Raw genomic sequence first — 17,618 nt, forward strand, 5'->3', positions numbered from 1 at the left:
TACTTTGCCAACGACCACGGGTGAAGTACGCCTTTATCCGTGATCATCGTGGCGAGTTTTCGATTCGAGCGATGTGCCGGCTCTTTAAAGTGCATTTCAGTGGTTTTTATGCCTGGTTGCACAAGCCAATGTCGGCCAGAGCGATCGAAGACCAACGATTGCTGAAGTTGATCAAACGATTCTATGTGGCAAGCGGGGCGACTTATGGTAGTCCCTGGATCCATCGGGACCTGCGCGAAGCCGGTGAAACCTGTAGCGTCCATCGTGTCGCTCGGATTATGCGAGAGAATAAACTGAAGGCGCAGATCGGTTTCAAGCGCCGTCATATCAAGGGTGGCAAGTTGGCCAGCGTTGCTGCCAATCACCTGGATCGTAACTTTAGCCCGGATGCGCCTAACCAGGCCTGGGTGAGCGACATCACGTACGTTCGGACTTATGAAGGTTTTCTATATCTGGCGACCGTGCTCGATCTGTTTTCACGCCGCATTGTCGGCTGGTCGATGGACAAAACGATTGATCGGCACTTGGTTCTCAATGCACTGTTGATGGCTGTTTGGAAGCGTCAGCCCAAGGAACCGGTGCTAGTCCATAGTGACCAGGGTAGCCAGTATGCAGCGCGGATTATCTGGCATTCCTGAAGGAGAACACTCTAGAGCCGTCGATGAGTCGCCGAGGCAATTGTCACGATAACACAGTTGCAGAGAGTTTCTTTGCCACATTTAAAAAGCTAGTGATCCAGAAAAAGATCTATGCGACACGCGACGAAGCTAGAGGTGAGATATTTAATTTCATCGAGATGTTTTACAATCCGGTGAAGCGACATAGCCATACCGGTGGCGTGTCTCCTGCTAAATTCGAAGCGGACTATTTTTCGAAGCTAGAAGGCGTCTACTAAACCCTGGGAAGTCCAGATAGCCACATGATCTTTCTTAACAGTGGGCCAGGAGATGATCGAACGTTAATCGAACATTTTAATGTCGAATGGTTGTTCGACGGTCTCATTTTAGGCGTTATGTCAGATTCTTCTGGCAGTCTTGAAGTTGCAAGCAGTAGCCTCCTTGGAGCAGCAGGGACACTCTATCCTGTTTTACCTTTTAGTGCCCGAGGCCTGGAGGGTATCCCACCATGCCCTGCCTCGGATGACTGTTATAATGTTTCCGGAAATGCCTTGACATTGACCATGCGCGTTACCGAACCCGGTGACTGGATACGAGTAATTACCGCAAGCCGTGTGCCGGAACCTTCTATTATCGCGCTGTTTGGACTGGGCCTGTTAGTTTTAGGTTTCGCACGTCGCAAAGCGTGCAGCTAGTAACTGACCAGGTAAGTTAATATTAAAGCCATCTCATTCGAGGTGGCTTTTTTATGCCAGCATTTGGAGTTTAACCCCATCCGTGATATGGGGTATGACTAGTCACCCCTAACCTCTCATCAATAAGCAGACATATCTGACTACAAGAAACTATGTCTTACTTTCAGTATCCTATTGATTTTTTATGCAAAAAGGCGTACATTCGCGCCCGCAAGTGGTGAAGAGGGATGCTTGACCAGAAGGGCGCAGGACGAGCCCGGCGGATTAACGCTCTCCGCTACCTAAATTTAACTGGCTAACGATGGGATCCAGGTCCAACGACGAGTCAGTAGTCAGTTAAAAGGCCCTATCAGGGCCTTTTTTATTGGTAAGTTTTTGAGTGGTTTTTTTAGGACGTAAACGTGCGGGATTTAACGCAACTGTTTGAGCCGGTGGTCGAGTCGATGGGTTATGAACTGGTCGGCGTCGAGTTCCAGGGTTCGGGTCACCACGGTACGCTGCGGGTGTATATCGACCGTGACAGCGGTGTCAGCCTGGACGATTGTGCGGCGATCAGCCACCAGATCAGCGGCATCCTCGATGTCGAGGAACCGATTCAGCAGGCCTATGACCTGGAGATTTCATCGCCAGGTATCGACCGGCCGCTGTTCAAGCTGGCGGATTTTGAACGCTTTGCCGGCAGCAAGGCGAAAATCAAGCTGGCAGTGGGCCAGCTGGGTCGCAAGAATTTCAGGGGTGAGCTACAGGGAGTGGCTGACTCGAAATGGGTAAAGATAGAGGTCGATGGTGAGACCTTCGATCTGCCTTATGCCGATATCGCCAAGGCGAATTTGGTCGGGGATATTTGAACTGGATTAAACCGATTGCCACGCAGGGCAGTCGAACATTTGAACATATTGAGATTAACGACGATGGACAACAAAGAAATCCTGCTGGTAGCAGATACCGTCTCCAACGAGAAGGGTGTGGATCGCGAAATTATATTCGAAGCGATCGAGGCCGCGCTCGCGTCGGCGACGCGCAAGAAACATCAGCAGGATATCGAGGTGCGGGTCGATATCGACCGTATGACCGGCGACTACGATACCTATCGCCGTTGGGAAGTAGTCGAACCGGCAGAAAATGGCGGTCTCGAAGAGCCGCTGCGCCAGATAACGCTCGAGGCGGCGCAAGTCGATGATCCCGATATCCAGCTCGGCGATTTTATCGAGGAGCAGATCGAGTCGGTCGAATTCGGCCGTATCGCGGCGCAGACCGCGAAGCAGGTTATCGTGCAGAAAGTGCGCGAGGCCGAGCGCCGCAAGGTCATCGATGCCTACGAGGACCGCGAGGGTTCACTGGTCATGGGGCAGGTGAAACGCGTCGAGCGCGGCAACGTCTACGTCGATCTCGGTGACAATGCCGAGGGTTTTATTCCGCGCGAGGAAATGATTCCGCGCGAATCGGTGCGCCCCGGTGACCGGGTGCGTGGTTACCTGTACAAGATTGCCTCCGAAGTGCGCGGCCCGCAATTGTTTATCAGTCGTACCGCACCGGAATTCCTGGTCGAACTGTTCAAGCTCGAGGTGCCGGAAGTCGGCCAGGACCTGATCGAAATCGTGTCCGCGGCGCGTGATCCCGGCATGCGTGCCAAGATCGCAGTCAAGAGCAACGATCCGCGCATGGACCCGGTCGGTGCCTGTGTCGGTATGCGGGGTTCACGCGTGCAGTCGGTCTCGAATGAACTCGCCGGTGAGCGCGTCGACATCATATTGTGGGACGAGAACGCCGCCCAGTTCGCAGTCAACGCGATGTCGCCGGCCGAAGTTGCCTCGATCGTCATCGACGAAGAATCCAATTCGATGGATATCGCGGTGCCCGAAGACAAGCTGTCGCAGGCGATTGGACGCGGTGGCCAGAACATCAAGCTCGCGAGCCAGTTAACCGGGTGGACGCTGAACGTCATGGACGAGGCCGCGGCCGAGGAAAAATCAGAAGGCGAGTCGCGCCAGCTGGTGGAAAATTTCATGAGCCAGCTCGATGTTGACGAGGAAGTGGCTATTATCCTGGTGCAGGAAGGTTTAACCACGATCGACGAGGTGGCCTATATCCCGGAATCCGAATTGAATGAAATTGAAGAATTTGACGAAGAAATTGTGCAGGAACTGCGGGGACGGGCTCGCGATGCCCTGTTGACCATGGCGATTGCGCGTGAAGAAACCGCCGAGGCCGGCGAGCCGCAGGACGATCTGCTGAACATGGAATTCATGACCAGCGAGCTTGCGCATAAACTCTCGCGCATCGGCATCTGCACCATGGAAGACCTGGCCGAGCAATCGACCGAGGAACTCGAAGAGATCGAAGGCATCGATGCCGAGTTTGCGGGTAAGTTGATCATGAAGGCCCGCGAACCCTGGTTTGCCGAGGCAGAAGCCGAGCAGGTAAGCGCAGCGGCATCGGATGCAAGTTAGCAAGTGGAAGGTAGATCATGGCAAATGTAATTACAGCTAAACAACTTTCGGAAGTTATCGGCGTCAACGTCGAAAAACTGCTCGACCAGCTCAATACCGCGGGTGTTGACGTCAAGGACGAGAACGCCCCGATTTCTGACGAAGACAAGATGAAGTTGCTGGAATCACTGCGCAGCAGCCATGGTAAGGAAGATTCTGAAGGTCCCAAGAAAATAACGCTGCGCCGCAAGAGCAAGAGTGAGCTCAGGGTTTCTGGCAGCTCGGGGCGTAACGTCACCACCAAGACGATCAACGTCGAGGTGCGTAAAAAGCGCACCTACGTGCGGCGTGCCGATATCGAGGCCGAGGAGGCCAAGGTTCAGCAGGAAGCCGAGGCCGAGGTTGAAGAAAAAACCAGGGACGAGCATGAGCAGGCCGAGGAGCAGGCCAGGCAGGCCGAGGAAGCGGCCCAGGTGCAGGCAGAGGCTGCCCGCGCGGCCGAGGAACAGGCGATTCGTGAAGAAGCCGAAAAGAAGGCCTACGAAAGAAGCCTGCAGGAAGTCGAGGCCGCGCAGAAAGCAATCGAGCAACAACGTGCCGAAACCGAGGCTGCTGAGGCCGCTGAAGAGGCGGCACGCGTCGCACTTGAGGCAGCCGCAGCCGCGAGTGCGGCCGCGACGACGGGCGAGAAAACCGGCAAGCATGGCAAGCACGATGACAAGAGTACCCGTTACGGGCGCAAGGAGCTGCATGTCAAGGAATCTGCCCATCAGCCGAACCGCAAGCAGAAATTCAAGAAGGGACAACGACAGGTACACGACATCAAGAATCTGCACGGGTTCGAGAAGCCGACCGCGCCGGTGGTGCGCAGCGTCGAGGTCCCCGAAGCGATCACCGTGGCCGAACTGGCACAGCGCATGGCCGTAAAGGCCGGTGACGTGATCAAGGTCTTGATGCAAATGGGTACCATGGCGACCATCAACGAGGTGCTCGACCATGACACTGCCACGCTCGTGGTCGAGGAGCTGGGTCATAAGGTGGTTACCGCCGCCAGCGAAGACGACTTCGAAAAGGAGCTGCTCGCGAGTACCGGCCAGGAGGGCAAGGACAAGGTTACCCGGCCACCGGTGGTCACCATCATGGGTCACGTCGACCACGGCAAGACCTCGCTGCTCGACTACATCCGAAAATCCAGGGTTACCTCGGGTGAAGCGGGTGGCATCACCCAGCACATCGGTGCTTACCATGTCGAAACCGACAAGGGCATCATCACCTTCCTCGATACGCCGGGGCACGCCGCGTTCTCCGCGATGCGCGCCCGTGGCGCGCAGGCAACCGACATCGTTGTGCTCGTAGTCGCTGCCGATGACGGCGTCATGCCGCAGACCAAGGAAGCGATTCAGCATGCAGCGGCGGCGAAAGTACCTCTGGTCGTCGCCGTCAACAAGATCGACAAAGAGGACTCGGACCCGGACCGGGTCAAGAATGAACTCGCGGCGCTGGAAGTCATTCCCGAGGAGTGGGGTGGCGAGAATATTTTCGTCAATGTATCGGCCATTACCGGTGACGGAATCGATAGCCTGCTCGACTCGATCCTGTTGCAGGCCGAGGTTCTCGAGCTTGAAGCGGCCGAAAAAGGCAATGCCAAGGGTATTGTGATCGAAGCGTCTCTCGACAAGGGTCGTGGTCCCGTGGCAACGGTGCTGGTGCAATCGGGATTGCTGCAACAGGGGCAGATGCTGCTCGCCGGAACCCAGTTCGGACGGGTACGTGCGATGTATGACGAATCGGCCAAGGCGATCAAATCAGCGGGACCTTCCATGCCCGCGGTCGTGCTGGGCCTGTCGGGCGTGCCCAACGCCGGCGACGAGGTCTTCGTCGTCGAAAACGAACGCAAGGCGCGTGAATTTGCCGCGACTCGCGAAGCCAAAACGCGTGAAAGCAAACTCGCTGACCAGCAAAAGGCCAAGCTGCAGGGTATGTTCGATGTCATGGCCGAAGGCGAAGTCGCTGAAACCAACGTGCTGATCAAAGCGGACGTGCAGGGTAGTTCCGAGGCAATCCGCGAGTCGCTGGAAAAACTGTCTACCGATGAGGTACGTGCCAAGCTGGTTTCGACCGGCGTCGGGGGTATCAATGAATCCGACGTTAACCTGGCGGCAGCGTCAAATGCTATCGTGATCGGGTTTAACGTGCGTGCGGATGCGGCAGCCAAACGTGTCGCCGGCGATTACGGGGTCGAAATCCGCTATTACAGCGTAATTTACGACATCATCGATGATATCAAGGCCGTGATGTCGGGAATGCTGTCACCCGAATCGCAGGAAAACATCATCGGCCTGGCCGAGGTCAAGGATGTCTTCCGGTCGCCGAAATTTGGCGATGTCGCGGGCTCGATCGTGATCGAGGGCGTGGTGCGCAAGGGTGCACCGATTCGCGTGCTGCGCGATAACGTCGTCATCTACGAAGGCGAGCTGGAGTCGCTGCGACGCTTCAAGGATCCAGTCGAAGAAGTTCGCATGGGGACCGAGTGCGGAATCGCGGTAAAAAATTACAACGACGTAAAACCCGGCGACCAGATCGAGGTGTTCGAACGTATCGAAGTGGCGCGCTCGCTCGACTGAGTGTGAATCGTTATGCCCAAAGATTATCCGCGCAGTGAACGGATAGCCTCGCAGATCCAGCGCGCTTTAGCCGCGCTGATTCAAAGTGGCCTGAAGGATCCGCGCCTGTCGATGCCGAGCATACTCGAGGTTCAGGTCAGCAAGGACCTGTCGCATGCGCGGGTCTTCTTCAGCGTGTTGAATCCGGATGATGCCGGCGACTGTCTCGAGGCCCTGAACCGTGCCAGTGGATTCTTACAGCACGAAATCGGCAAGAGCCTCAAGGCCCGCATCACCCCGAAACTCAGCTTCATCTACGACGATACCGATATCCGCGGGCGCCAGTTGTCCGACCTGATCGACTCGGTTGTCGCAAACGACAAGATTAAATCCGGACGCTAATGGGCAAGCAGCGCGGGCCCAGCGATTATCGGGATATCGACGCTATCCTGATTCTGGAGAAACCACCCGGCCTCAGTTCGAACCAGGCCCTGCAGCAGGTCCGCAAACTGTATCGCGCACGCAAAGCGGGGCACTGTGGCAGCCTCGATCCGCTGGCGACAGGTGTGTTACCGGTTTGCCTGGGCGAGGCGACCAAGTTTTCCAGCTACCTGCTGGGCGCCAACAAGACTTACCGTGCTTACTGTCGTCTCGGGCAGACGACGACGACCGGAGACGCCGAAGGAGAGGTGCTTGAAACGGTGCCTGTACAGGTAGACCCAACGCAGATCAGGCAGACGCTCGAACGATACGTCGGTGAAATCGAGCAGATTCCACCGATGTATTCCGCCCTCAAGCACCAGGGTCAGCGGCTTTACAAGCTCGCGCGCGCCGGTGAGCAGGTTGAACGTAAACCACGTAAGATAAAGATTTACGATCTGACACTGCTGGCCTGCACCGACGATAGCCTGTCGATCGAGGTGTCCTGTTCCAAGGGGACGTATATCAGGACACTCGCCGAGGATATCGGAGCCGCGCTTGGATGCGGTGCCCATTTGACCGCGTTGCGACGCACCGCGGTTGGTAATTTTGCTGAATCGGCAGCGGTTACGCTTGAGGAGTTAGAGGAATTGCAGCACCAGGGCATGGATCGGATTGACGCATTGCTGCTGCCGGTTGCCAGTGCCCTGGCGCAGTTTCCCGAACTCGAGCTGGATGCTGCGAGCTGCGTCGATATCTGCCACGGGAAACGGATTCAGCTGGGTCATGCTCGAGCATCCGGGCTGTGTCGACTGGTGTCCGACGAGGGCTGTTTTATCGGCCTCGGTGAGGTCGGCCCCGAGGGCGAACTGAAAGCCAAAAGACTAATGAATACAGCTAGATAGCACTATATGGTATGGCCCTCGCCAATAACCGGGGTTATTCCGGTGAAAGTTCTTGTTACCACCTGCCCAGATAGGTAGAATACCTGCCTTTTTCGGGCCCACGAGGTTTATCCATGTCAATGTCAGCTGAGCAGAAGGCTGCAATTATCGCTGATTATCAGCAAGGTAGCGGTGACACCGGATCACCCGAAGTGCAGGTGGCGCTATTGTCGCACCAAATCGGTCATCTTACCGAGCACTTCAAACAGCATATTCATGACCATCATTCACGCCGTGGCCTGTTGAGGATGGTTAACCAGCGTCGCAATTTACTGGATTATCTGAAATCCAAAAATCAGCAACGATACAAAGACTTGATAGCAAAACTCGGATTGCGTCGTTAATTAAGGTGAGAGAATAGTGAATCCAATCAAAAAGACATTTCAGTACGGCGCACACGAAGTCACGCTGGAAACCGGAGAAATTGCGCGCCAGGCCAGCGGTGCTGTAATCGTAAGCATGGCTGACACGGTCGTCATGGTCACCGTGGTGGCCACGAAGAGCGCTGATCCCGGCCGTGGATTCTTTCCACTGACGGTCGATTACCAGGAAAAGACCTATGCCGCGGGCAGAATCCCCGGTGGATTTTTCAAGCGCGAGGGTCGGCCCAGTGAGAAAGAGACACTGACCTGCCGCCTGATTGATCGACCGATCCGTCCGCTGTTTCCGAAAGGATTCATGAATGAAGTCCAGGTCGTCGCCAACGTGATTTCAATGAACGTTGAAGTGGATCCCGATATTCTGGCCTTGCTGGGTACATCCGCGGCTCTGGCCGTCTCCGGAATTCCATTTAGCGGCCCGATAGGCGCTGCCCGTGTTGGATATATTGGCGGCGAATACGTCCTCAACCCGACCAATAGCCAGGTCGCCGAATCGGACCTGGACCTGGTGGTTGCAGGTACCAAAAATGCAGTCCTGATGGTGGAATCGGAAGCCAACTGCCTGTCCGAATCGGTGATGCTGGATTCGGTGGTTTACGGTCATGAGCAAATGCAGACCGCAATCCGGGCCATCGAAGAATTAGCCGCTGAAGTCGGAGTTGAAACCTGGGAATGGCAGGCACCTGAAACCGACGAAACCCTGGCTGAAAAAGTAAGCGCCCAGGGTGAGTCAGCGATTGCGCAGGCCTATACCATCGCCGACAAGATGGAACGCCAGAACAAACTGGGTGAAATCCGCACCGAAATAGTCGCTGCACTGGTCAGCGAAGCGGAAGATTCTCCGAGCGAAGAGGGCGTGCGCGGAGCAATCAGCAAGCTTGAAAAGAAAATTGTGCGCGGTCTCATCATCGCCGGTGAAAAGCGTATCGATGGACGCGATACCCGGACTGTACGCCCCATCCGCATCCGCACAGGCGTGTTGCCACGAACTCATGGCTCAGCCCTGTTTACACGCGGTGAAACGCAGGCACTGGTGGTGACGACCCTCGGCACCGGGCGTGATGCGCAGTTAATCGACGCTATCGAAGGAACCCGTAAAGAAAATTTCATGATGCATTACAACTTTCCGCCTTCGAGCGTCGGTGAAGTCGGGCGCGTGGGCTCTCCCAAGCGTCGCGAGATCGGGCATGGCCGCCTCGCCAAGCGCGGCGTGCAGGCCGTGATGCCACACCTGGATGACTTTCCCTACGTTATTCGCGTCGTCTCGGAGATTACCGAATCAAACGGCTCTTCGTCGATGGCGAGCGTCTGTGGCGCCAGTCTCGCGCTGATGGACGCGGGCGTTCCTTTAAAGGCACCGGTTGCGGGTATCGCGATGGGCCTGATCAAGGAAGGCGATGATTTCGCAGTACTGTCCGATATCCTCGGCGACGAGGATCACCTCGGCGATATGGATTTCAAGGTTGCCGGTACCAACGATGGCGTTACCGCGCTGCAGATGGATATCAAGATCGACGGTATTACGACCGAGATTATGCAGCAGGCGTTGGACCAGGCCCGCGAAGGTCGGCTGCATATTCTCGCTGAAATGGCCAAAGAGCTGAGCGAAAGCCGTGCCGAGATGTCCGAATACGCGCCGCGACTGATCACCTTCCGTATCAATCCAGAAAAAATTCGCGATGTCATCGGTAAGGGCGGGGCAACGATCCGTTCGATTACCGAGGAAACCGGCGCCACGATCGAAGTGGACGATGATGGCATGGTAAAAATCGCATCGGTCGAAAAAGCCGCCGGTGACGAGGCCCGTCGCCGTGTCGAGCAGGTTACCGCAGACGTCGAGGTTGGTGTGATTTACGAAGGCAAGGTTGCCAAGATCATGGACTTTGGGGCTTTCGTGAACATTCTTCCCGGAAAAGACGGGCTGGTACATATCTCGCAAATTTCAGATGAGCGTGTCGAGAGCGTCAGCGACAAGCTTTCGGAGGGCGACATGGTAAAGGTCAAGGTGCTCGAAGTGGATCGGCAGGGCCGCATACGCCTGAGTATGAAAGCCGTTGCCGAAGGAGAGGCCGCGACAGTTTAGCGCATACTGGTAATTTTGTTGTAGCGAAGGGGAAACAGCGTTTCCCCTTTTTTATGTTCGTTATAAAATCGATTCAAAGATCACTGGTCCCGATCAGACAATGGCATAGGGAAGTCAGCAGCGCCTGGCAGGTTTTAAGGTTTGTTTGCTGTTAGACGGCTAAATAATCTTGAAGATGGTGCCGCAATAGGGGCACCTGGCCTCGCCGCCATTTTCCGCGACCGGTATGTACACCATCGGGTGTGAATTCCACAGGCTCGAGCCTTCCATAGGGCAGTGAATGGGCAGGTCGTCGGTCTTTACTTCGACCGCGGTTTTCGCATTGGGTGTTGAGTATGCGGACTGGTTTGATGCTGTGTCTGGATTGACCATCGATTTCCTAATTTACGAAAGTTAGCAGGTCCAGGTATTTCTCGTTACGCCCGTGCACCAGGTCAAAGTAGCCCGACTGCAGGCGCTCGGTAATCGGGCCGCGCTTGCCACTGCCAACCGGGCGGTTGTCGAGCTCGGCAATCGGCGTGACCTCGGCCGCCGTGCCGGTGAAAAAAGCCTCGTCGGCGATGTATATTTCATCACGGGTGAAGCGCCGTTCTATGATGTCGAGGCCCTGGTCTGCAGCGAGCTTGAAAATGGTTTTGCGCGTGATGCCGTTCAGCGCCGTCGTGGTTTCAGGGGTATAGATTACGCTATCCCGGATCACAAAGATATTCTCGCCGCTACCCTCGGCGACATAGCCCTCGGGATCAAGTAACAGGGCTTCATCGTAACCGTCTTTAAGGGCTTCACCGAGCGCCAGCATCGAGTTGATATACTGCCCGTTCGCCTTGGCCTTGGTCATCGCGATATTGGGGTGGTGGCGGGTGTGCGAGGAAGTCTTGATTCGAATACCTTTCTCCAGTCCTTCCTGGCCCAGGTAGGAGCCCCATTCCCAGGCGGCGACGATACAGTGCACGCTAAGATTGTCCGCGCGCAGCCCCATACCCTCGGAGCCGTAAAAAACCATCGGTCGTATATAGGCGCTGTCGAGCTTGTTCTCACGCACCGCGGCAATCTGTGCGTCGATCAGTTGCTGTTTGTCAAATGGAATCGCCATGCCGAGTACCTTGCACGAATCCAGCAGGCGCGTGGTATGCGCGTCTAGGGCAAAGATCGCGGTGCCCTGGTCGGCATGGTAGGCACGCACGCCCTCGAAACAGCCCATGCCGTAATGCAAGGTATGGGTCAAGACATGCACCGTGGCATCTCGCCAGGCGACCATTTCACCGTCAAACCAGATGACCCCATCGCGATCAGCCATCGACATTTTAATTCTCCTGCACGCTGAAACACGTGTTCCAGCAGTTAATAACATGGTTTACCTGCTCGACAATCAAATCGGCTTCAACCTCGGCGGATTGATTTTGCAACACGGATTCGTGCAGCAACCGGTGATAGGTCTGGTAAATTTCAGCCAGTTGCGACTGCGAACTGGTGATCAGATTTAACCGAAACAACTCGTTGAGCAGGCGAATATTATCAGAATATAAACAATCGGGGCCAATACTATTTGCGTGTGCCAGCACCCAGTATTGCACCAGGAATTCGATATCAACCATGCCGCCGCGCGATTGCTTCAAATCCCGGCGCTCACCCTCCGGGGGTCGCTTGCTGAGATAGATTCGCTCCCGCATTTCAACAATGTCGCGACCTAATTTGTCGATATCCCGCGGTAGCCTGAGTACCGTTTCGCGAATACGATCAAACTCGGGTTTCAGCGCAAGCTCACCGGCAACCACGCGCGCGCGCACCAGCGCCTGGTGTTCCCAGGTCCAGGCCTTTTCCAACTGGTAGCGCTGGTAGGCCTGGGTTGACGATACCAGCAATCCCGACGATCCCTCCGGCCGCAGTCTCGAATCGATTTCGTAGAGCTTGCCCGATGCGGTCAGGACACTGGTCATCGAGATAATTTTCTGCGCGAGGCGTGCGAAATAGACCGAGTTTTCGACACAATTTTCACTGCTCGTATGCTGCTGTTCGCCACTCGAATCATGCAGAAAGATCAGGTCGAGGTCCGACTGGTAATGCATTTCGCGGCCGCCTAGCTTGCCGTACCCGACGATCGCAAAGTTGGCCTGTCGACGCGTATCCGATTCGGTACACTCCGGTACGCCGTACTGCTGCTGCAGTGTTTTGCTGGCTAACTGGCAGACTGCTTCGAGTACGACTTCCGCCAGTTCACAGAGGTAACGACTGACCTGGCTGGCGTCGATCTCCTGTGCCAGCTCGGCACAGGCAATTACCAGAGTCTGCTCGCGTTTGAATATGCGCAGGCTGTCGAGTTCGAGCTCGGCATCACCTTCGATGTTGTCAAGTTGTTGCTGTAAACGCTGCAGTAACTTTGGCTTGTCGAAGCGGTCTCGTTCACCCGCCTGGATCAGATTCTCAAGCAGCATCGGGTATTGCGAGACTTCTTCGGCTATCCAGGCGCTTTTCTCGAACAGGGAGGCCAGCTTTTGCAGCAGTGCCTGGTTTTGAAACAACAGCTCGAAATAAACGCTACGTCCCGCAATCGACGAAAACAAACGCATGAATCGCTCAAACAAGATAGCCGGATGAGGGCAGGGCCGGATGGCCTCGATCAAAATCGGTAACAGTGTGCTGAAGCGTTGTTTAGCCTTTGCCGACATGAAGCTCCAGGCTTTCGATTGTAAAAACCGATTGAGCAACTGGTTGATATCCCGGGCCTCATCGATTTTAGCGTTGGCGATAAATTCCCATTGCCTGCTGTCATCGATTGCCTCGTCGAAACCATCATCGATTACCGGCTCCGGACTCGCGACATCCTGCTGGAACAGCTCGCTGAAACAGTGGTAAACCTGATCGCGATGCTGCTGCAGTTTGGTGACAACCGCTGCCCAGTCGGTAAAGTCCATTGTCGCGGCGATGCGGATCTGCTGCACGGGATTATCGGGTAAATCGTGGGTTTGCTGGTCGGCGTACATCTGGATACGATTTTCCAGCAGGCGCAGAAAACAATAAGCCTCGCGTAATATATTTATCGTTTCGGTGTCAACGATCTGCTGAGCTTCGAGGGCATTAAAGCTGTCGAAGATACTGGTGTTTTGCAGTTGATGATTGCGTCCCCCTTTGAGGATTTGAAAAGCCTGGACAAAAAACTCGATTTCACGAATTCCGCCCTGGCCAACCTTTATATTGACACGCATCTTTTTTGATTTAGCCTGGGAATCAATCTTTTGCTTGAGTGTGGCAAGTCCTTCAAACACGCGGTAATCATGGTACTTGCGGTAAACAAACGGTTTGATGATTGCTGCAAGGTAGCCACGACTGGCATCGCTACCGGTCAGAATACGGGCCTTGACCATCGCGTACTGTTCCCACTCACGCCCGTGTAACTGGTAGTAATGTTCGAGCGCACTGTGATTCAGGGCAACCGGTCCGGATTCCCCCCAGGGTCGCAGGCGCAGGTCGACCCGATAAACGAAACCGTCGGCGGTGGTTTCACTCAAGACCTGGGTGAACAGTTTAACCAGGCGACTGAAGTATTCCTGGTAACTCAATTGTCCGTAACCTTTGAGTTCCCCGTCACTGTCGTAACAGCAGATCAAATCGATATCGGACGAAAAATTAAGTTCGCCCCCGCCCAGTTTACCCATGGCGATAATATTCAATTCCATTTCATCGCCGTTCGAGTCCAGCGGCCGTCCGTGTTTTACCGAGAGCTGTTGCTGGCAGGCGTGCAAGGTTTCCCGGATCAGCTGATCGGCCAGGTCGCTTAAATGGCGCAGCGTCATCTCGACCGGGTTGGCGGCCACCACGTCCAGGTAAATGATCTCGACCAATTTTTGATGGCGGTAGCGGCGCAACTGCTGCTTGACTTGCTCGAGATCAATCTTGCTGTCCGCGCCGGGATCGATAATAGTCGTTGCAGGCATGAATTCCTCAAGCTGAAGCAGGGACTTAATCCATTCCGGTCGTTGTTGCAGTTGTTGCAGCGCGTAGGGGCTTGCGATCGCAAGGCGTTCGATTTTGACAATATCCTGCGATTGCGTCCTGGTTTCTTTTAAATAGGCAACAATTTCCTGCCACTGAAAGCGATTTTCGTCGAGCAGGTCTGGCTTTTCGGGAATTACGTCCATGTTAATGCGAATGAGAAGTGTTATTATTTACGTTATTATCTATATTCATTAGTATCTGCGTTGTTATTTGCGATTTTTGCATGATTTACCGCAAGGCAAGTTTAGCGCCGAAACGAGTTCGCAAACCAGTAAATTTATCGGTATGCAGCAAACCAATTTTCCCGGTTCAGTCGCCACTTAACGTCCCTGAACAACACCGAGTAGTAACCAGAAGAATACAGTGACCGCAAGCTACCCTTACCTGCAACGCGTTTGGAAACCGGGAATTCTACTGGTTGCCATCCTGTTCAGCCTGCCTATTTTTACGATCGCGAGTTTTATCATCCATCCTGCTAACGAGGTCTGGCAACATTTAATCAGTACGGTGCTTGGTGAGTACCTGCTGAACTCGGCGCTACTGATGCTGGGTGTCGGCTGTGGAACCCTGCTGATCGGTGTGGGCTGTGCGTGGTTGACGAGCGTATGCGAGTTCCCGGGAAAGCGTTTTTTTGCCTGGGCCCTGCTGTTGCCGCTGGCGTTTCCGGCATACATCATCGCCTATACCTATACCGGGATGCTCGATTATGCCGGCCCGGTGCAGACCTGGATCAGGGAGCTTACCGGCTGGGGTTTGCGTGATTACTACTTTCCCGAGGTGCGTTCACTTGGCGGCGCGGTGACGATGTTTTCACTGGTGCTTTATCCCTACGTATACCTGCTTTCACGCGCTTCGTTTCTGGCGCAATCGGTTTGCGTGCTCGAAGTGAGCCGGACCCTGGGCTGTTCGGTCTGGGCCAGTTTTTATCGCGTTGCGATACCGTTGGCGCGTCCTGCCATTGTCGCGGGTTTATCGCTGGCGCTGATGGAGACCCTGGCCGACTACGGCACGGTTTCCTACTTCGGACTGGGCGTTTTTACGACCGGAATTTTTCGCACCTGGTTCGGTCTTGGGGACGGTACCGCCGCGGCCAAGCTGGCAGCAATCCTGCTGATGTTTGTGTTTGTGCTGGTCGTCATCGAGCGCTGGTCGCGTCGGCAGGCCCAGTATCATCATACGTCTGGTCGCTATAGTGCCCTGCCGCAGTATCGGCTCAGCGGCTCTCGTGCCTGGCTCGCTTTTTGCGCCTGTTTTATCCCGTTATTGCTGGGTTTCCTGCTGCCAGCCTACCAGTTGGCTATCTGGGCGAAGGAAACCTATGGCTACATGATCGATGAGGCGTTTATAAAACTCACCTACCACTCCATCGCGCTCGCGTTAAGCGCCGCAGCACTCGCGGTCGTGCTTGCGCTGTTCCTGGGTTACGGCAAGCGGTTGTTCACGAGCTACACGGTGGCGGCTTCAATTCGTGTGGTGGCAACAGGTTATGCAATACCCGGTACCGTGGTCGCCGTTGGTGTCATTATTCCCTTTGCCTGGATCGATAACAGTGTCGACAGTGCAATGCGTGAACACTTCGGATTTTCAAGCGGACTGCTGTTAAGTGGCAGCCTGTTTGCGGTGATGTTCGCTTACATGGTGCGTTTTCTTGCAGTTTCGATTCAGTCGATCGAGTCGGGGCTGACCAGGATCAAGCTGTCGATGGACGATGCAGCGCGTTCGTTATCCTATACACCATTTGAAATACTATTGCGGGTTCATTTGCCGTTGATGAAAGGCACCGTACTGACGGCATTCCTGATCGTTTTTGTCGATGTCATGAAGGAATTGCCGGCAACGCTGATACTGCGTCCCTTCAATTTCAATACGCTTGCCGTCAGGGCATTCGAGCTCGCATCAGACGAGCGGCTCGCCGATTCTTCTACGGCTGCATTAATGATAGTTGTCGTGGGACTGGTACCTGTTATCCTGCTGAGTCACAGTATAAAAACCTCCCGGGCAGGTTCATGACTTCAAAACTGGACGTCGAAAAACTGGATGCCGGCTACGATGACCTGCAAGTCCTGAACCAGATCAGTTTTTCGCTGCGACCGGGTGAAATCGGATGCGTGCTGGGGCCCAGCGGTTGCGGTAAAACCACGGTATTACGCGCCGTCGCCGGGTTCGAGCCAGCCTGGCGCGGACGCATTCTGATTGACGATACCGTGGTCAGTTCGCGCAAATTCAATCTGCCGCCCGAAAAACGCAATATTGGCATGGTGTTCCAGGATTTTGCGTTATTCCCGCACCTGCGAGTCGAGGATAATGTCCGCTTTGGTCTGAAGGGAATGAACCGGCGCGACCAGCAGACTCGAATCCAGGAGATGCTTGCGATTGTCGGCATGCCAGCCTATGCGCAGGCGTATCCTCATCAGCTCTCGGGTGGGCAGCAACAACGAATTGCGCTGGCGCGTGCGCTGGCACCGCGCCCGCGAATCCTGCTGCTGGATGAGCCTTTCTCGAACATGGATGTCGAACTTCGCGAGCAACTGGCGCGCGAGGTCAGAAGTATCCTGAAGCAGGAGAATAATACGGCCATGCTGGTAACCCATGATCAAAACGAGGCATTTGCCATGGCTGACCAGATTTGTGTCATGAACGAGGGCCGTATCCTGCAGCAGGGCAGTGGTTATGATCTTTATCACAAGCCGACGAATCGGTTTGTCGCCGATTTTATCGGCCAGGGTGTCATCATTCCGGCCACGGTTGAAAATCAAACCACTGTCAAAACCGGCCTTGGTGTGATTCAGGGCAACAGCAGGATCGAGGCTGAAACCGGTACGATGGTGGATATCCTGATTCGACCGGACGATGTCATTCACGATGATGAGTCAGAGGATTCGGCGATCGTCGTCGAAAAGGCATTTCGAGGTGCTGACTTTTTATATTTTTTACGCATGGATAGTGGAATTGAAGTAATGTGCCTTGCACCCAGCCACCATAATCATAAAATTAACGAACGTATCGGGATTCGGCTTAACGTTGACCACCTGGTCATCTTTCCCCGCAGCTAGGATCGAACTCACACTTCGAGATTTAATGATCAGCAAAATACTTATCACTCTGGCAGTCATCGTGGCATGCATGTGGATGCTGTCGGCGCGAACGAAACCGGTGCTGAAAACGATTCCAAATCCTGGCGCCGAGCGCAAGAAAATGTTGGTGCGTAATGCGGCAATTGGATTTATGGTGATCATGGCCGTTGCCGCCGGAACCATGATTTACCTTGAAGCCGATAAGCGCGGTTCGGTTGTCACCGTGCATGTCATCAACACGCAATCCGGTGCCACGAAGTCTTACCAGGCCATGAAAAGTGACATTCAAAGCGACGGATTCACGACGCTGGATGGTCTGCAGGTGTTTGTCGCCGGAATCGAGCGCATTGAAATTGAAACCCGTAGCGCTACCGAATAAG

At 54.7% G+C, this 17,618-nt stretch carries 16 protein-coding genes; 13 read left to right on the forward strand and 3 right to left on the reverse strand.

Going from position 1 to position 17,618, the window contains the following annotated elements; all coding sequences use genetic code 11:
* The 10 genes from OES20_06640 to pnp all read left to right on the forward strand — a co-directional run.
* A partial coding sequence (locus OES20_06640; GenBank protein ID MDH3634367.1) for an IS3 family transposase occupies window positions 1-638 on the forward strand: 638 nt, incomplete at its 5' end.
* Between the two features lie 23 nt (window positions 639-661).
* Entirely contained in the window at window positions 662-895 is a 234-nt protein-coding gene (locus tag OES20_06645) for an integrase core domain-containing protein (GenBank protein ID MDH3634368.1), read from the forward strand.
* A gap of 24 nt (window positions 896-919) precedes the next feature.
* A complete protein-coding gene (locus OES20_06650; GenBank protein ID MDH3634369.1) occupies window positions 920-1,312 on the forward strand; it encodes a PEP-CTERM sorting domain-containing protein in 393 nt (130 codons plus the stop codon).
* A 401-nt stretch (window positions 1,313-1,713) separates the two neighbouring features.
* A complete protein-coding gene (rimP, locus tag OES20_06655) occupies window positions 1,714-2,160 on the forward strand; it encodes a ribosome maturation factor RimP (protein MDH3634370.1) in 447 nt (148 codons plus the stop codon).
* Between the two features lie 63 nt (window positions 2,161-2,223).
* Complete coding sequence (nusA, locus tag OES20_06660; protein ID MDH3634371.1) at window positions 2,224-3,762, forward strand: transcription termination factor NusA; 1,539 nt, start codon at window positions 2,224-2,226, stop codon at window positions 3,760-3,762.
* A 17-nt stretch (window positions 3,763-3,779) separates the two neighbouring features.
* The gene (gene infB, locus OES20_06665) at window positions 3,780-6,365 is read left to right on the forward strand and encodes a translation initiation factor IF-2 (protein MDH3634372.1); all 2,586 of its coding nucleotides are present in this window, start codon (window positions 3,780-3,782) and stop codon (window positions 6,363-6,365) included.
* Between the two features lie 12 nt (window positions 6,366-6,377).
* The gene (gene rbfA / locus OES20_06670; protein MDH3634373.1) at window positions 6,378-6,746 is read left to right on the forward strand and encodes a 30S ribosome-binding factor RbfA; all 369 of its coding nucleotides are present in this window, start codon (window positions 6,378-6,380) and stop codon (window positions 6,744-6,746) included.
* Window positions 6,746-7,669 carry a tRNA pseudouridine(55) synthase TruB gene (truB, locus tag OES20_06675; GenBank protein ID MDH3634374.1) on the forward strand — a complete coding sequence of 308 codons (924 nt, stop codon included), beginning with the start codon at window positions 6,746-6,748 and terminating at the stop codon, window positions 7,667-7,669. Before rbfA ends, truB begins: the two co-directional genes overlap by 1 nt.
* A 113-nt stretch (window positions 7,670-7,782) precedes the next feature.
* On the forward strand, window positions 7,783-8,052 hold the full coding sequence (rpsO, locus tag OES20_06680) for a 30S ribosomal protein S15 (GenBank protein MDH3634375.1): 270 nt from the start codon (window positions 7,783-7,785) through the stop codon (window positions 8,050-8,052).
* A 16-nt stretch (window positions 8,053-8,068) separates the two neighbouring features.
* Complete coding sequence (pnp, locus tag OES20_06685; GenBank protein MDH3634376.1) at window positions 8,069-10,171, forward strand: polyribonucleotide nucleotidyltransferase; 2,103 nt, start codon at window positions 8,069-8,071, stop codon at window positions 10,169-10,171.
* A gap of 159 nt (window positions 10,172-10,330) precedes the next feature.
* Here pnp and OES20_06690 read toward each other — a convergent pair whose 3' ends face one another.
* The 3 genes from OES20_06690 to glnE are packed head-to-tail and all read right to left on the reverse strand — an operon-like array spanning window position 10,331 to window position 14,307.
* Window positions 10,331-10,543, reverse strand: a complete 213-nt coding sequence (locus OES20_06690) for a zinc-finger domain-containing protein (GenBank protein MDH3634377.1) — start codon at window positions 10,541-10,543, stop codon at window positions 10,331-10,333.
* A gap of 7 nt (window positions 10,544-10,550) precedes the next feature.
* Window positions 10,551-11,474 carry a branched-chain amino acid transaminase gene (locus OES20_06695; protein ID MDH3634378.1) on the reverse strand — a complete coding sequence of 308 codons (924 nt, stop codon included), beginning with the start codon at window positions 11,472-11,474 and terminating at the stop codon, window positions 10,551-10,553.
* A 1-nt stretch (window position 11,475) separates the two neighbouring features.
* Window positions 11,476-14,307 carry a bifunctional [glutamate--ammonia ligase]-adenylyl-L-tyrosine phosphorylase/[glutamate--ammonia-ligase] adenylyltransferase gene (gene glnE, locus OES20_06700; protein MDH3634379.1) on the reverse strand — a complete coding sequence of 944 codons (2,832 nt, stop codon included), beginning with the start codon at window positions 14,305-14,307 and terminating at the stop codon, window positions 11,476-11,478.
* Window positions 14,308-14,527: 220 nt separating this feature from the next.
* Between glnE and OES20_06705 the strand changes: the two genes are divergently transcribed.
* From OES20_06705 to OES20_06715, 3 genes are read left to right on the forward strand one after another with little or no spacing between them, the layout of a single operon-like run.
* Entirely contained in the window at window positions 14,528-16,174 is a 1,647-nt protein-coding gene (locus tag OES20_06705) for an iron ABC transporter permease (protein ID MDH3634380.1), read from the forward strand.
* The gene (locus tag OES20_06710; GenBank protein ID MDH3634381.1) at window positions 16,171-17,217 is read left to right on the forward strand and encodes an ABC transporter ATP-binding protein; all 1,047 of its coding nucleotides are present in this window, start codon (window positions 16,171-16,173) and stop codon (window positions 17,215-17,217) included. Before OES20_06705 ends, OES20_06710 begins: the two co-directional genes overlap by 4 nt.
* A gap of 25 nt (window positions 17,218-17,242) precedes the next feature.
* Window positions 17,243-17,617, forward strand: a complete 375-nt coding sequence (locus OES20_06715) for a hypothetical protein (GenBank protein ID MDH3634382.1) — start codon at window positions 17,243-17,245, stop codon at window positions 17,615-17,617.
* The last annotated feature ends 1 nt before the right edge of the window (window position 17,618 follow it).

This window comes from Gammaproteobacteria bacterium (genome assembly GCA_029862005.1).
Classification (GTDB): Bacteria; Pseudomonadota; Gammaproteobacteria.

What these genes read in the sequence shown, in the direction of transcription:
- OES20_06645 (MDH3634368.1), top strand. Translation starts at nt 662, where the DNA reads ATGAGTCGCCGAGGCAATTGTCACGATAACACAGTTGCAGAGAGTTTC.
- OES20_06650 (MDH3634369.1), top strand. Translation starts at nt 920, where the DNA reads ATGATCTTTCTTAACAGTGGGCCAGGAGATGATCGAACGTTAATCGAA.
- nusA (MDH3634371.1), top strand. Translation starts at nt 2,224, where the DNA reads ATGGACAACAAAGAAATCCTGCTGGTAGCAGATACCGTCTCCAACGAG.
- infB (MDH3634372.1), top strand. Translation starts at nt 3,780, where the DNA reads ATGGCAAATGTAATTACAGCTAAACAACTTTCGGAAGTTATCGGCGTC.
- rbfA (MDH3634373.1), top strand. Translation starts at nt 6,378, where the DNA reads ATGCCCAAAGATTATCCGCGCAGTGAACGGATAGCCTCGCAGATCCAG.
- truB (MDH3634374.1), top strand. Translation starts at nt 6,746, where the DNA reads ATGGGCAAGCAGCGCGGGCCCAGCGATTATCGGGATATCGACGCTATC.
- rpsO (MDH3634375.1), top strand. Translation starts at nt 7,783, where the DNA reads ATGTCAATGTCAGCTGAGCAGAAGGCTGCAATTATCGCTGATTATCAG.
- OES20_06690 (MDH3634377.1), bottom strand. Translation starts at nt 10,543, where the DNA reads ATGGTCAATCCAGACACAGCATCAAACCAGTCCGCATACTCAACACCC.
- OES20_06695 (MDH3634378.1), bottom strand. Translation starts at nt 11,474, where the DNA reads ATGTCGATGGCTGATCGCGATGGGGTCATCTGGTTTGACGGTGAAATG.
- glnE (MDH3634379.1), bottom strand. Translation starts at nt 14,307, where the DNA reads ATGGACGTAATTCCCGAAAAGCCAGACCTGCTCGACGAAAATCGCTTT.
- OES20_06710 (MDH3634381.1), top strand. Translation starts at nt 16,171, where the DNA reads ATGACTTCAAAACTGGACGTCGAAAAACTGGATGCCGGCTACGATGAC.
- OES20_06715 (MDH3634382.1), top strand. Translation starts at nt 17,243, where the DNA reads ATGATCAGCAAAATACTTATCACTCTGGCAGTCATCGTGGCATGCATG.